Here is a 14,402-nt window from a genome sequence, read left to right on the forward strand (position 1 = left end):
TCTATGTATGTTGTCATACTTAAAACCGGATTGTCACCCGTCAGGAGTCGTCGTGACCCAGATCGCCGCCCCCACCCATCCCTTCGACGCGGCCGTCGAGCTCACCGCTCGGACGGGCGCACCCGACGCCTACCGGGGCCACACCTCCCCCGCCTACGCGAACATGGTGGGCCCGTTCGGAGGCGTCACCGCCGCGACCCTGCTGCGGGCGATCCTGCAGCATCCCGAACGCCTCGGTGAGCCGCTGTCGCTGACCGTGAACTTCGCGGGGCCGATCGCCGACGGTGAGTTCGAGGTGACCGCCCGTCCCACCCGCACCAACCGGTCGACGCAACACTGGAACGTCGAGCTCGTGCAGGACGGCGCCGTCACCACGACGGCCACCGCGGTGTTCGGGCGCCGCCGCGAGACCTGGGATTCCACCGAGATCGCCGCCCCGCCGGCACCGTCGGCGCACGACGTTGCAGTACACGAGTTCCCGGACTTCATCGCGTGGGCCCGCAACTACGAACTGCGCTTCGTCGAGGGTGCGGTGCCCGAGCCCGACGCCGGCGCTCAGCCGGGATCGACCAGCACGCTGTGGGTGCGCGACAACCCCCCGCGGCCGCTGGACTTTCCGGCGCTGACCGCCCTGTGCGACGTGTTCTATCCCCGGGCGTTCCTGCGGCTGGGTCGCTACCTGCCCGCGGGCACGGTGTCGCTCACGGTGTACTTCCATGCGGACGCGACCCTCCTGGCCGCCCAGGCCGACGACGCCGTTCTCGCCACCGCCCGTGCGCAGCGGTTCGGCAAGGGCTACTTCGACCAGTCCGGCGAGATCTGGGGCCGCGACGGAGCCCTGCTCGCCACCACGCACCAGCTGGTCTACTTCAAGGACTGATCCGTCGGCCGGTCAACCGGGGAGGCCCTCGGCATCCCGCTCCGGCGCCCGGACGGCGAGCAGGGCGGCCAGGCCGACCCCGAGCACGACCAGCAGTCCCACGATCCCGGCGCGGTCGGCGCCGAACCACCAGGCGAAGAACCCGAAGAGCGTCGGTGCCAGGAACGACACCGCCCGCCCGGTGGTGGCGTACAACCCGAACATCTGCCCCTCGCGCCCCGGCGGGGTGAGACGGGCGAGGAACGTGCGCGCCGAGGACTGCGCCGGGCCGACGAACAGGCACAGCAACAGCCCGAAGACCCAGAACATCGCCGGACCGGACACCGCCAGCAGCACCACCCCGACGGCAAGCATGGCGGCCAGCGACGCCACGATCACCACCTTGGGGCCGATGCGGTCGTCGAAGCGGCCGGCCACGATCGCCCCCAGCGCGGCGACCACGTTCGCGGCGACACCGAACAGCAGCACGCTGTCGGACGCGAGCCCGTACACGTTGACCGCCAGCACCGCACCGAACGTGAACACACCGGCCAACCCGTCCCGGAAGAGCGCGCTGGCGATCAGGAAACCCACCGTGCGGCGGTCGACGGCCCACAGTTCGCGCACGTCCCGCCACAGCACCCGATAGGACTCGACGAACCCGGCGCGGGCGGCGCCGGGATCGGCCGCGGTGCGCGGCGCCTCGGGGACCATGAGCAGCACCGGCACCGCGAACACTGCCAGCCACACCGCGGCCAACAGCGCCACCAGCCGGATGTTGAGGCCTCCGTCGGTGGTGATGTCCAGGAACCCGCGGGTGGGGCCGTCGCCGGCGATGAAGCCGAGGTAGCACACGAGCAGCAGCACGATCCCACCGAAATATCCCATTGCCCAACCGAACCCGGATACCCGGCCGATGTTCTCGGGCGTCGATACCTGCCGCATCATGGCGTTGTACGGCACTCCCGCGAGCTCGAAGATTACCGACGCGAATCCCAGCAGGACCAGACCCAACCACAGGTAGTGGTAGTCGTCGACGACGAAGAACATCGCGGCCATCGCCGCTACCGTCGAGAACGTCAGGACGGCGAGGGAGCGCTTGCGGCGGCCCGTGGCGTCGAACCTCTGACCGCTGACGGGCGCGAGTACCGCGATGAAGAAGCCGGCGATGCCGAGGGACCACCCGAGCCACGTGCTGGCCGATACCGTGCCCGGCAGATCGTCCCCCACCGCATCGGTGAGATAGACCGAGAAGACGAAGGTGAGCACGACGGCGTTGAAGGCGGCTCCGCCCCAGTCCCACAGCCCCCACGCCGCGACCTGACGGCGGGTCGACGCCCTCCCGATGCCCGCCTCGCCCACCAGTTCCGCACTCATGAGGGTGAGCCTACGGAGTGGGGACGGGCCCGGCGGCCGCGCCGCGACCCGTGGCGCGCCGCTCCCGTCGCATATGCCCCCGGGTACCGGAATAACGAAAATCCGGCCGCGTATCAAATTTCTTCGAATAACTCGATTGCAAGGTCGGAATTCCGGTTCGACGATTCCTGCTGTTACACTGCGTCACAACCGATGGGAATGCGTCGACCATTCTGCGCACACACTGCGCGGGCACCCGACCGGGAACGCGTCGACCACAGTGCACGAATCGCGACCACCCGCGTTTCGTGCACACACGCGCGCCTGTCGTCGTAGGCAACTCCTGCGCCGACGAGCGCTGTGCGCCGTCACGGCCCCGTCGGTCCACGAGCCGCGTCGAGGGACATGACCCGCTCGGGCCGAACAGCTTTCACCCCCTTCAGCGGCGCACGCCGCCGCACCGCGGGGCCTCGACTGCCGGCCGCCCGCCCGCAGCTGGCGGGGCTTCCACGGCGCCCCTCGACGTCGCCTGCTCGCATCGAGATTTCGCGACCCGAAAAAACGCGAATAAATGTCAAGGAGGTAACGAATGGACGCACCGGAACTCGTCCAATTCAGCGCCGTGGCGATTATTCTGCTGCTGCTCTTCTTCTACGGGGGAACGTTCCTCGTCTCACTCCGGATCGGCCGGAAGAACGAGAACGCCGACAACTTCATGACCGCCGGCAACCAGGTCGGCTTCGGCATCTCCGCCGCCAGCATGACGGCCACCTGGATCTGGGCGTCTTCGATGTACGCGTCGGCCACCTCGGGATACACCTACGGGATCTCCGGGCCCATCCACTACGGCCTGTGGGGCGCACTGATGATCCTGTTCATCTACCCGTTCGGCCGCCGGATCCGCGCCCTCGCCCCGCGAGCACACACCCTGGCCGAGATCATGTACGCCCGGCACGGCCGATCCAGCCAGCTCATGCTGGCCGGCTCCAACGTCGTCGGCAGCCTCATCAGTCTGATGTCGAACTTCATCGCGGGCGGCGTCCTCATCTCGTTGCTGTCGCCGCTCAACTTCATCCAGGGCGTGCTCGTCATCGCCGGCGGCGTGCTGCTGTACACGTTGTGGTCGGGCTTCCGGGCGTCGGTGCTCACCGATGTGATCCAGCTGCTGGGCATGCTCGGCGCCGTGGTCGTCCTCATCCCGATCGTCTTCTTCGCCGCGGGCTTTCCCGCCGCCTTCGAGACCGGGGCCGCGAATCTGACTCCGGCGCAGGGCAACTTCTTCTCGAGCGAGGCGTTCTTCAACCAGGGTGCGCCCTACATCGCTGCCGTGCTGGCGTACGCGATCGGCAACCAGACCATCGCGCAGCGCCTGTTCGCGGTCCGCGAGGACCTCATCAAACCGACGTTCGTCACCGCGGCCGTCGGCTACGGCGCCACCGTCATCGGCATCGGCATGTTCGGCGTCCTCGCGCTCTATCTGGGTCTCGATCCGCTGGACGGGGACGTCAACAACCTCATCCCGCAGATCGCCGGCACCTATCTACCCGCGGTTCTGGTCGCGCTGTTCTTCCTGTTGGTGCTCGGCGCGCTGTCGTCGACCGCCGACTCCGATCTGGCGGCGCTGTCGTCCATCGTGATGACGGACGGGTACGGCCACACGGTCGCCGGTCGCGAGGGTGCCGATCCGCGCCGGATGTTGCTGGTGGGCCGGGCGACGATGGTCGTCGCGACCGCACTGGCGGTTGCGTTCGCGAGCATGCGCCTCAACATCCTCGACCTGTTGGTGTTCGTGGGTGCGCTGTGGGGCGCACTCGTCTTCCCGGTGATCGCCAGCTTCTACTGGAACAAGGTCTCCAACAAGGCCTTCACGGTGGCGACCATCGCGGCCGTCGCAGCGTTCCTACCGGTGCGATTCGGCTGGCTGCCGACGGACGGAGCGAGCGGATTCGTCATCGACGTCACCGCGGTCGTCGGCGTCGGCGTCGTCCTGGGGTTGATGGCGTTCGGCTTCTTCGGGCTGCGGGTGGCGAGGATCGTGGGCGTGGTCGCCATCGCGATCACCGCGCCTTTCGGCATCGGGTTCCTCCACGACTACGCCACCCTCAGCGGCTCCCTCGTGGCATACGCGGTGAGCACGGTCGTGTGCTTCGCGATGTCGGTGCGCAACACCGAGTCGTTCGACTTCGCGACGATCGAGGACCGGGTCGGTGACTTCGATCGACAGGCCCACGTCGACGACCTGGACGACGACCGCCCCGCACGCGGGGCGGCGCCCGCGCGTCCCTGACCGTCCCACTCGACCCGACCCCAGGAGGCTCTTTCTCGTGAACACCGTGCTTCTGACCGCCTACGTCCTGATCTGGCCGGTTCTCGTGGCAGCGACGCTCTTCGTGATCACCCGCGGCGCGGTCCGCGAGTGGAGCACCGCACGCAAGAACGGCGACAACCTCGTCTGACCGATTCCCGCCGCACGGGTGCCCTGTCGACACGGCAGGGCACCCGTTCTGTTTATACGACGGGTTGCATATTCACTTCGTTGCATAGAAACTGACTGGGTGGCACTCGAACACGCGATCCTCGTCGCCCTCAGCGAGCAGTCCGGCTCGGGATACGAGCTCGCTCGGCGGTTCGACCGATCCATCGGTTTCTTCTGGAGTGCCACCCATCAGCAGATCTACCGCGTACTCAAGCGGATGGACGACGCCGGATGGGTCAGGGGCGAATCGATCGCACAGGACGGACGTCCCGACAAGAAGGTGTACCGGGTGTCGAGCGCCGGGCGGGCCGAACTGGCTCGCTGGATCGCCGAGCCCACCGAGCCGGCACATCTGCGCAACGAGCTCGCCGTGAAGATCCGCGGCGCCTCCTACGGGGACACCGCCTCGCTGCTCGCCGAGGTGCGGCGGCACCGCGACGAGCACGCGGCCCGCCTGGACCTGTACGAACGCATCGCGCGACACGACTTCCCCGCAACCCGCCGTCGTACCGGCCGGGCCCTGCACCAGTACCTCGTGCTCCGCGGCGGGATCCGCATCGAGGAGGGATTCGTCGCCTGGTGCGACGAGGTGCTCGGCGCCCTCACCGCGGACTCGACGCGGGAGCCTTCCTGACCCGACCGAAAGGCCCGGCATGACCGCTCCGTTTCCCCACCTGCTCGCCCCGCTCGACCTCGGCGTCACGACGCTGCGCAACCGCGTCGTCATGGGGTCGATGCACACCGGTCTCGAGGACCGCGCCAAGAACACCGCGCGCCTTGCCGAGTTCTACGCCGAACGCGCACGCGGCGGTGTGGGATTGATCGTCACCGGCGGCTACGCACCCAACCGCACCGGATGGCTGGTGCCGTTCGGCGCCAAGCTCACCAACCGGGTGGAGGCGCGCCGGCACCGGACCGTCACGCGAGCGGTGCACGACGCGGGCGGCAAGATCGTGCTGCAGATACTGCATGCGGGCCGCTACAGCTATCAGCCTCTGAGCGTCAGCGCGTCGTCGATCAAGGCGCCCATCAACCCGTTCCGGCCGCGGCGGCTGACCGGCCGCGGCGTCCGATGGCAGATCCGCAACTTCGTGCGGTGCGCGCGCCTGGCCCACGCGGCCGGCTACGACGGCGTCGAGATCATGGGCGGCGAGGGCTACTTCGTCAACCAGTTCCTGTGCGAACGCACCAACAAGCGCACCGACGAGTGGGGCGGCACCCCGGACAGACGCCGCCGCCTCGCCGTCGAGATCGTGCGACGCACCCGGACCGCCGTGGGTCCGAACTTTCTGATCTCGTTCCGGCTGTCGATGGCCGACCTCGTCGAGGGTGGCCAGACGTGGGACGAGATCGTCGCGCTCGCAAAGGAAGTCGAGACCGCGGGAGCCACGATCATCAACACCGACATCGGTTGGCACGAGTCGCGGGTGCCGACCATCGTGACGTCGGTCCCGCGCGCGGCCTTCGTCGACGTCACCGAGAAGCTCGCGAAGCACGTCTCGATCCCGGTCGTCGCGTCCAACCGCATCAACATGCCCGAGGTGGCAGAGGAGATCCTCACCCGCGGCGAGGTGCAGTTGATCTCGATGGCGCGGCCGATGCTCGCCGACCCCATGTGGGTCCGCAAGGCCGCGGCCGGCGCACCCGACGAGATCAACACGTGCATCGCGTGCAACCAGGCGTGCCTCGACCACGCATTCGTGAACAAGCACGTCTCGTGCCTGCTCAACCCGCGCGCGGGCCGGGAGACCGAACTGACCCTGCTGCCCACCCGGCGCAAGAAGGACCTCGCCGTCGTCGGCGCCGGACCCGCCGGGTTGTCCGCGGCTCTCAACCTCGCCCAGCGCGGACACGCCGTCACACTGTTCGAGGCCCGGGACGAGATCGGTGGCCAGTTCGGTATCGCGCGGAAGATTCCGGGCAAGGAGGAGTTCGCCGAGACCATCCGTTACTACCGGCGCCAGCTCGACCTTGCCGGCGTCGACGTGCGCCTGGGTACCCGGGCCGCGGCGGTCGACCTGATCGACGCCGGCTACGACGAGGTGGTGATCGCGACCGGCGTCACACCGCGGATCCCCGACATCCCCGGCATCGACCACCCCAAGGTGCTGTCGTACGCCGACGTGGTCCGGGACGGTAAGCCCGTCGGCGCGTCGGTCGCGGTGATCGGCGCCGGCGGCATCGGTGTCGACGTGAGCGAGTTCCTCACCCACGACCACTCCCCGACGCTGGACCTGCGGTCCTGGAGGCAGGAATGGGGCGTCACCGACCCGGAAGCCGCGCCCGGCGCGCTCACCGTCCCGCGCCCGGCGCCGTCGCCGCGCGAGGTGTTCCTGCTGCAACGCAAGCCCGGACGCATCGGCGCCGGCCTCGCGAAGACCACCGGCTGGGTGCACCGCGCCGCACTGAAAGCCAAAGGCGTGCAGGAACTCTCCGGGGTCAACTACGAACGGATCGACGACGCGGGCCTGCACATCACCTTCGGTGAGCAGCATGAACGCCCGCGCACGCTCGCGGTGGACACCGTGGTGATCTGCGCGGGCCAGGAGTCGGTGCGTGAGCTCGTGGACGACCTCACCGTCGCCGGGATCACCACCCACGTCATCGGCGGCGCCGACGTCGCGGGGGAACTGGATGCCAAACGCGCGATCGAACAGGGCACCCGGCTGGCGGCGCGGATCTGAGCACGTGACCACCGCGTTCGCCGTGACCCGCTACCCTTCACTGTCGTGAGCCTGCCGAATCCCACCCCTGACGCCCGCGCCGTCGTGACCGGCGCCTCCTCCGGCATCGGCGAGGCCCTCGCCGCAGAACTGGCGGCGCGCGGCCACTCGCTCCTCCTCGTCGCCCGCCGCGGCGACGTCATGGAAAAGCTCGCCGCCCGCCTGCGGGAGCAGCACGGCGTGGAGGTGGAGGTCCGCGCCGTCGACCTCTCCGACCGCGACGGCCGCGCCCCACTGGTGGCCGAACTCGCCGAGCGCGAGATCTCGATCCTGTGCAACAACGCGGGCATCGCGACCTTCGGCCCCGTCGTCGACCTCGATCCCGCCTACGAACGCGACCAGGTCGAACTCAACGCGGTGGCCGTGCACGACCTCACGCTCGCGGTGCTGCCCGGAATGGTCGCCCGCAAGTCGGGTGCGATCCTCATGGTCGGTTCGGCCGCCGGCAACATGCCGATTCCCAACAACGCCACCTACGCCGCGACCAAGGCGTTCGTGAACACCTTCTCGGAGTCCCTGCGCGGTGAGCTGAAGGGTAGCGGCGTCAACGTCACGCTGCTGGCACCCGGTCCCGTCCGCACCGAGACTCCGGACCCCGCCGAGGCGTCCATCGTCGACAAGTTGGTTCCGGACTTCCTGTGGATCTCGAGCGAGTACGTCGCGAAGGTCTCGCTCGACGCGCTCGCGCAGAACAAGATGCGGATCGTGCCGGGAATCCTGAGCAAGGGCATGTCGGCGGCCGGGCAGTACAGTCCGCGCGCCGTCATGGCTCCCATCGTCGGCACGTTCTACAAGAAGCTGGGCGGCTGAGACCGCCCCGGCGTCGACCGGCCGTCCGGGCCGCCGTCCGACCTCTTTCCCTCCCTTCGTGCGGCCATGGCGCCGCGCCTCGACCCGGCACGTGGCCGTGTACGGGGCACGGGGGCGTACCCCACAGCCTGGCCTCGACGTACGACGCCGCGGGCCGGCGACCCGTGGCGGGAGTGCGGAACGGCAAGCCCCGCACACTGGTTCGACGGGAGACCGTCGCCCACCTCATGGCGCGCGAGATCCGTACCGGTGAGTGAGACCGGCCACACCGGAACAGACCACCCGGACGGATAGTGATGCACACCACATCATCTTGCGATCAGGAGGACCTCCGTGAAGACCCGCGCCGCCGTCATCACCGAAGCACCCGGCACGTACAAAGTCGTCGACCTCGAACTCGAGGGGCCCCGCCAGAACGAGATCACGGTCAAGATGGTGGCCTCCGGCCTGTGCCATTCCGACGACCACATCGCCAAGGGTGACCACGGCGTGGGCCGCTATCCGATCTGCGGGGGCCACGAGGGCGCCGGCGTCGTCGTCGAGGTGGGTCCGCACACCCTCGGCTGGGAGGTGGGCGATCACGTCGTCTTCTCCTTCCTCGCCGGCTGTGGCCGGTGCCGCTGGTGCGCCAAGGGACTGCAGAACCTGTGTGACCGCGGCGCCGCGATCATGACCGGTGGGCGGCCCGACGATCCGAACAGCTACCGCCTGACGCTCGACGGCGCCCCCGTCGCCCAGACGTGCGGGTTGGGCACGTTCAGCGAATACACCACGGTCAGCATCGATTCCGCGGTCAAGGTCGACAAGAACCTGCCCCTCGAGTCGCTGTGCCTGCTGGGATGCGGCGTCGGCACCGGGTGGGGCGCGGCCGTCAACTCGGCGCAGGTGTACCCGGGCCACACGGTGATCGTCATGGGCGTCGGCGGCATCGGCATCAATGCCGTGCAGGGTGCGGCACACGCGGGGGCGTCGCACCTCATCGCGGTCGACCCCGTCCAGTTCAAGCGCGAGGCCGCCCTCGAGTTCGGCGCCACGCACGCCGTCGCCACCATGGAGGAGGCCACCGAGATCGCGCGGTCGTTCACCAACGGACAGGGCGCGGACGCCGCGATCGTCACGGTCGGTGTCACCACGGGCGAGCACGTCGCGCAGGCGTTCTCGTCGATCCGCAAGGCCGGCACGTGTGTGGTGACCGGACTCGGCAAGATGGAGGACGTCGGGCTGCCGATCAGCCTCCTCGAGCTCACGCTCTACCAGAAGCGTATCCAGGGTTCGCTGTTCGGCGCGTCCGCGCCGAGCGCCGACATCCCGTGGATGATCGAGCTCTACAAGGCCGGCAAGCTCGAACTCGACAAGCTGGTCACCACCACCTACAAGCTCGACGACATCGCGCAGGGCTTCGTCGACATGCACGAGGGCAAGAACCTGCGCGGCGTCGTGCTGTTCGACTGACCCGCACGGGTACCCGAATGCCTCGGTACCGGGTCACCCGGCCCGGCACCGAGGCATCTCGGCCTCCGGATCACCCCTCCCGCATCGCTCCGGCCGGACACCGGCACGGGGGAAAGTTGTCGACCGTGGGCTTCCCGCCGACCGCGCCTGACTACTGTGTCTGTCGTGCAGGACAAATTGGTATGGATCGATTGTGAAATGACGGGCCTACGGCTCGGCTCGGACAAGCTCATCGAGATCGCCGCACTGGTGACCGACAGCGAACTGAACATCCTCGGCGACGGCGTGGACATCGTGATCCACGCCGACGACGACGCGTTGGCCGCGATGCCCGACGTCGTCCGGGAGATGCATGCGCGTTCCGGGCTGACGGAGGAGGTGCGGGCGTCCACCGTGACCGTTGCCGAGGCCGAGGAGATGGTGCTCGCCTACATCCGCGAGCACGTGCCCGTCGCCGGCACCGTGCCGCTCGCCGGCAACTCGATCGCGACCGACCGCGGGTTCATCGCCAGGGACATGCCCGCCCTGGACATGCACCTGCACTATCGGATGATCGACGTGAGCTCGATCAAGGAGCTGTGCCGACGCTGGTACCCGCGCATCTACTTCGGCCAGCCCGAGAAGGGGCTGTCGCACCGCGCTCTCGCGGACATCAAGGAGTCCATCCGCGAACTGCAGTACTACCGCCGCACCGCCTTCGTCGCCGATCCCGGCCCGTCGTCGGCCGAGATCGCGGCCGTCGCGAAGGAGTTGGGGCCCGCCTGACCAGGCGATTGGCACTTTGGCCGATCTTCAGGCTAGTATTTGTCTCGCTGCAGCAAACCGGTTCCGCCGGAAGCGGCAGTGATGGTGACTGTAGTTCAGTTGGTAGAGCACCAGGTTGTGATCCTGGCTGTCGCGGGTTCGAGTCCCGTCAGTCACCCCGAGGAAACGCCCTCCGGCATCGCCGGGGGGCGTTTTCCGTTGTATCCGCAGCCTGCTGGGCGGCCCCGTGGACCCCGGTCCGATGCCCGCCGTCCGAGCGATCCCGGAGCCGGCCCGCACGCCTCATACCCCACCCTTGCGCGTTCTGCGCACTTGCCGCACACCCGCGTCCCGCCGGAGCGCGACAAGTGCGCAAAACGCGAGGTAGCACGGGCGGTGAAGCAGATCACTTTTCAGATACTCGCCTTAACACATAAATCGCCCTGACCAGGAGAAAACTCACAAGTCCCACTCAGTGAGACCTGGAATTAACCGTTTGTTCACGCCTATCTACTGTGACGCACAGCATCTTCGATGCCTGACAGTGACTTATGCCACTGCTACTACGCCCTCAATGACAGGAGTTCGACATGGGTTCTGCAGACCTCGACGCCAAGACCATTGGTGACTTCGTGAAGCTCGGCGGCGGTCTTCTCGGTGGAATCGGCGCAATCCTGACCGTGATCTCGCTGCTCGGTATCGCCTGATTCAGGCACACCACCACTCCCACCTGAATCGGTAGAAAAGGGGACACAACATGGGCTCCATCGGTAATCCCGCAGCTCTCGGCCCGCTCGCGGCGTGGGCCGGCGTAGGCGCAGGCCTCCTGGGCGGCCTCGCCGCCGTAATCGGTCTGGCATTCGCGCTGCAGCCCAGGCCCTGACACATCTGAGGCTTCGCAGAAGCGGTCGGTACCCGTAGGGGTACCGACCGCTTCTGCGTATGACCGCTGCACCAGCGGCGGCACGAAAATGTCCCCCGCACAGGGGGCCTCTATCGTCTCCTCAGTCGAACAACGTGGGCGCGTCGCCGCCCTCGGAGTCGCCGACCGACTCCGCCGCAGGCGTCCCGGGCTCCGCCTTGCGGACCACGGTCAGCGTCGTCGTGCGGCGCGACAGCCGATGCCCGTCCGCATGCTCGAGCAGTGCCATGCCGTGCCGCACCTCGAGGACGGTCCACGGGCCCGCGTGCCCCGCAGCCTGAACGAGATCCCCGGCTCCCACCTTTTCCACGCTCAGCTCTCCCGTTCTCCAGACGATTCGGTCATTTCCAGGGTAATCGGCGACTACGCGTTACCGGCGCGCCAGGTCTCCCACGGGATGTTCCAGTCGCCGAGGCCGTCGGTGCCCGACAGCGTCCCGCCCACCGTGTTCTCGACGACGACGATGTCTCCACGCTTGGTGTTGTCGTAGATCCACTTCGCATTGGCCGGGCTCAGGTTCAGACAGCCGTGACTGGTGTTGCTGTACCCCTGCTCGCCCACCGACCACGGCGCGGAGTGGAAGAAGATGCCGCTGTACGACATTCGCGTGGCCCAGTCCACCGGCGTGCGGTACCCGTCGGGCGAGGTGATCGGCACACCGTAGGTCGACGAGTCCATCACGAGGTGATCGAAGCGGTCGCCGACGATGTAGACGCCGTTGTCGGTGGGCGTGCTGTCCTTGCCCATCGAGGTCGGCATCGTCTTCACGTCCCTCCCGGAGACGTTGACGGTGACCTGCTTGGTGTCGTCGTCCGCGCGGATGACGACCGCGTCGCCGATCGTGAACGAGGAGTGCACGTCCTCCTGGCCGAACAGACCCTTGCCGAGATCGCGGCCGTAGGCCTTGACGTCGACCGTCACGGTGGTGCCGGGCGCCCAGTAGTTCTGCGGACGCCAGCGCACCTCGCGGTTGTTCAACCAGTAGAAGGCGCCCTCCACCGGCGGCACCGTGACGATCTCGATCGCGGCCTCGGCCGCCCTCCGGTCGGGGATGTTCTCGTCGAACTGGACGGCGACGGGCTGGCCGATCCCGACCACGCTGCCGTCTCCCGGCATCACGTAGGGCTTGGTGACGTTCCCGGGAGAGCTGGTGGTGAACGACATGGTGGTGGAGGTGGCGCCGCCGAGTCCGTACGCGTCCGCCTGCAGGGTATACCTGCGGCTGTACCCGAGCTGCTCGGTATTGGTCCACGACAGGCCGTCGGGAGCGACGGCTCCCGCGACGACCCGACCCTCCGGGTTACGCAGTGTGACGTTCGCGAGCCGGCCGTCGGCGACCCGGACGGTCACCGGAGTTCCCGGTGAGAAGCCCACCGCGCCGTCGAGCACCGACGTCGTGAGTTTCGGCTGGATGAGCGCGACCAGCGGGTTCGAGTCGATCGATCCAGACGCCGAATCCGCCGTACCCGCCGAACTGGTCGAGATGGTGCATCCGGTGACCAGCATCACCATCCCCAGTGCGGCCGCGACGGCCACCACCACGGCCGACGATCCCGGTCGCCGCCGCCCTCCCCCGCGCCGACCCTCGCGTCCGCCACTGCCGTTCATCGAAACCCCACTTCACACTGCACAAACCAACACGACACATCCCGCGAGACACGTCCCCACCCGCGGCAGAGCGTCACAAACCGACCAGCCGCGCCACTGCATGATGCCAGCTCTGTCGGACACCCCCGAGCGACGTGCCGAGCCGGTGAATAACGGTCGAATACCAATCGCCACCTGGGGCTGGAGTGCTACAGGGATACGGATTTGCTTTCGCTCGAAGCGGTCCGTTAATGTTCTCCTCGCACCGAGCGAGGGACACCTCGCGAAGGCAACTGCGCCGCTAGCTCAACTGGCAGAGCAAGTGACTCTTAATCACTGGGTTCGGGGTTCGAGTCCCTGGCGGCGCACGCTAGATTGCTAGCACGGCTGGCGCCTATAGCTCAGTTGGTAGAGCAAGTGACTCTTAATCACTGGGTCCGGGGTTCGAGTCCCTGTGGGCGCACCGAGAAGGTCCCCGCACGCATCGCGTGCGGGGACCTTCGTCGTTTCACCGAGCATCCGATCCCGCAGTGCGCACCGGCCTCCCCGACACACGACGAAGGCCGCCGCCTCCCCCGGCGCGGACCCGCCCCGAAGACGGGGTCCCGAGGGTTGCGGCGGCCCGTGAGCCCGACCGTCAGCGGAAGAGCTTGCGCACCACCAGCAGTCCGACGATGGCGCCGGCACCGATCAGCGCCGCCCTGACCGCCGGTTCGTTCAACTTGGCGAGCACGCCCTGCTTGGTCGACTCGACCAGACGCTTGGGGTTGGTGCGGACAGCGAGCACGTCGAGTGTCTGCGCGAGTTGATTGCGGGCATTCTCGATGTCCCGCTCGATGGCCTCGGTGTCCCTGGGCACGTGTCCTCCAACTGTCGATTCGGTGCGGTTGTGTTGCTGCTGTGCCGGTCACGCTACCGGCACCTGCGTCCACAACCGTAGAACAGACGGGCGAGCGCGGCGTCGCCCGCACCGTCGGGCCTCTTGGGTAGCCTCAGTCGCTGTGACCGACAACAGGCTTGCCCCCGGAGACATCGCCCCCGACTTCACACTGCCCGACGCCGACGGCAACGACGTCTCGCTGGCCGACTACCGCGGCCGCAAGGTGATCGTGTACTTCTACCCCGCCGCCGGCACGCCCGGCTGCACCAAGCAGGCGTGCGACTTCCGCGACAGCCTCGCCGAACTGAACGGCTCCGGCCTCGACGTCGTCGGCATCTCCCCCGACAAGCCGGCCAAGCTCGCGAAGTTCCGCGACAACGAGGAGTTGAACTTCCCGCTGCTGTCGGATCCGGAGAAGGCCACGCTCACCGCCTGGGGGGCGTTCGGCGAGAAGAAGATGTACGGCAAGGTCGTCCAGGGCGTAATCCGGTCGACGTTCCTCGTCGACGAGGACGGCAAGATCGAGGTCGCCCAGTACAACGTGCGCGCGACCGGTCACGTCGCCAAACTCCGCCGCGATCTGTCCGTCTGAG

The 14,402-nt window shown here is 68.0% G+C and carries 13 protein-coding genes and 3 tRNA genes; 12 read left to right on the forward strand and 4 right to left on the reverse strand.

Annotated features, from left to right (window positions below; genetic code table 11):
- The first annotated feature begins 52 nt into the window (after positions 1–52).
- Positions 53–880, forward strand: a complete 828-nt coding sequence (locus tag E7742_RS11435) for an acyl-CoA thioesterase (protein ID WP_137799056.1) — start codon at positions 53–55, stop codon at positions 878–880.
- Between the two features lie 12 nt (positions 881–892).
- On the opposite strand, the gene E7742_RS11440 is transcribed toward E7742_RS11435, so the two are convergent.
- A complete protein-coding gene (locus E7742_RS11440) occupies positions 893–2,236 on the reverse strand; it encodes an MFS transporter (RefSeq protein WP_137799057.1) in 1,344 nt (447 codons plus the stop codon).
- 568 nt (positions 2,237–2,804) lie between these two features.
- On the opposite strand from E7742_RS11440, the gene E7742_RS11445 reads away from it, so the two are divergent.
- The 8 genes from E7742_RS11445 to E7742_RS11475 all read left to right on the forward strand — a co-directional run bounded on the left by E7742_RS11445 (position 2,805) and on the right by E7742_RS11475 (position 10,598).
- Complete coding sequence (locus E7742_RS11445) at positions 2,805–4,502, forward strand: sodium:solute symporter family protein (protein WP_137799058.1); 1,698 nt, start codon at positions 2,805–2,807, stop codon at positions 4,500–4,502.
- 37 nt (positions 4,503–4,539) lie between these two features.
- On the forward strand, positions 4,540–4,671 hold the full coding sequence (locus tag E7742_RS23370; RefSeq protein ID WP_217497505.1) for a putative transporter small subunit: 132 nt from the start codon (positions 4,540–4,542) through the stop codon (positions 4,669–4,671).
- Positions 4,672–4,770: 99 nt separating this feature from the next.
- The gene (locus tag E7742_RS11450) at positions 4,771–5,325 is read left to right on the forward strand and encodes a PadR family transcriptional regulator (RefSeq protein WP_137799059.1); all 555 of its coding nucleotides are present in this window, start codon (positions 4,771–4,773) and stop codon (positions 5,323–5,325) included.
- A gap of 19 nt (positions 5,326–5,344) precedes the next feature.
- Positions 5,345–7,375: an NADPH-dependent 2,4-dienoyl-CoA reductase gene (locus tag E7742_RS11455; protein ID WP_137799060.1), complete on the forward strand. Its 2,031-nt coding sequence runs from the start codon at positions 5,345–5,347 to the stop codon at positions 7,373–7,375.
- A gap of 45 nt (positions 7,376–7,420) precedes the next feature.
- Positions 7,421–8,224, forward strand: a complete 804-nt coding sequence (gene cmrA / locus E7742_RS11460; RefSeq protein ID WP_137799061.1) for a mycolate reductase — start codon at positions 7,421–7,423, stop codon at positions 8,222–8,224.
- 333 nt (positions 8,225–8,557) lie between these two features.
- Complete coding sequence (locus tag E7742_RS11465; RefSeq protein WP_137799062.1) at positions 8,558–9,676, forward strand: NDMA-dependent alcohol dehydrogenase; 1,119 nt, start codon at positions 8,558–8,560, stop codon at positions 9,674–9,676.
- Positions 9,677–9,841: 165 nt separating this feature from the next.
- Positions 9,842–10,441: an oligoribonuclease gene (gene orn, locus E7742_RS11470; RefSeq protein WP_137799063.1), complete on the forward strand. Its 600-nt coding sequence runs from the start codon at positions 9,842–9,844 to the stop codon at positions 10,439–10,441.
- An 84-nt stretch (positions 10,442–10,525) separates the two neighbouring features.
- Positions 10,526–10,598, forward strand: a tRNA-His gene (locus E7742_RS11475).
- Between the two features lie 826 nt (positions 10,599–11,424).
- Here the strand turns inward: E7742_RS11475 and E7742_RS11480 are convergent.
- Together E7742_RS11480 and E7742_RS11485 are read right to left on the reverse strand one after the other, a co-directional pair.
- A complete protein-coding gene (locus E7742_RS11480; protein WP_254699309.1) occupies positions 11,425–11,658 on the reverse strand; it encodes a hypothetical protein in 234 nt (77 codons plus the stop codon).
- 47 nt (positions 11,659–11,705) lie between these two features.
- Positions 11,706–12,950, reverse strand: a complete 1,245-nt coding sequence (locus E7742_RS11485; protein WP_137799065.1) for a L,D-transpeptidase — start codon at positions 12,948–12,950, stop codon at positions 11,706–11,708.
- A 274-nt stretch (positions 12,951–13,224) separates the two neighbouring features.
- Between E7742_RS11485 and E7742_RS11490 the strand changes: the two genes are divergently transcribed.
- Together E7742_RS11490 and E7742_RS11495 are read left to right on the forward strand one after the other, a co-directional pair.
- Positions 13,225–13,297: transfer RNA gene (locus E7742_RS11490), tRNA-Lys, on the forward strand.
- 22 nt (positions 13,298–13,319) lie between these two features.
- Positions 13,320–13,392: transfer RNA gene (locus E7742_RS11495), tRNA-Lys, on the forward strand.
- A gap of 174 nt (positions 13,393–13,566) precedes the next feature.
- On the opposite strand, the gene E7742_RS11500 is transcribed toward E7742_RS11495, so the two are convergent.
- The gene (locus tag E7742_RS11500; RefSeq protein ID WP_137799066.1) at positions 13,567–13,788 is read right to left on the reverse strand and encodes a DUF3618 domain-containing protein; all 222 of its coding nucleotides are present in this window, start codon (positions 13,786–13,788) and stop codon (positions 13,567–13,569) included.
- Positions 13,789–13,930: 142 nt separating this feature from the next.
- Here E7742_RS11500 and bcp point away from each other — a divergent pair, with 142 nt between their 5' ends.
- Positions 13,931–14,401, forward strand: coding sequence for a thioredoxin-dependent thiol peroxidase (gene bcp / locus E7742_RS11505; RefSeq protein WP_137799067.1), 471 nt, complete (start codon positions 13,931–13,933; stop codon positions 14,399–14,401).
- Position 14,402 lies beyond the last annotated feature (1 nt).

Source organism: Rhodococcus sp. SGAir0479 (genome assembly GCF_005484805.1).
Classification (GTDB): Bacteria; Actinomycetota; Actinomycetes; order Mycobacteriales; family Mycobacteriaceae; genus Prescottella.

Excerpts from the sequence above, each read along its gene's own strand:
- E7742_RS11445 (WP_137799058.1), top strand. The coding sequence starts at position 2,805 with ATGGACGCACCGGAACTCGTCCAATTCAGCGCCGTGGCGATTATTCTG.
- E7742_RS11440 (WP_137799057.1), bottom strand. The coding sequence starts at position 2,236 with ATGAGTGCGGAACTGGTGGGCGAGGCGGGCATCGGGAGGGCGTCGACC.
- E7742_RS11485 (WP_137799065.1), bottom strand. The coding sequence starts at position 12,950 with ATGAACGGCAGTGGCGGACGCGAGGGTCGGCGCGGGGGAGGGCGGCGG.
- E7742_RS11455 (WP_137799060.1), top strand. The coding sequence starts at position 5,345 with ATGACCGCTCCGTTTCCCCACCTGCTCGCCCCGCTCGACCTCGGCGTC.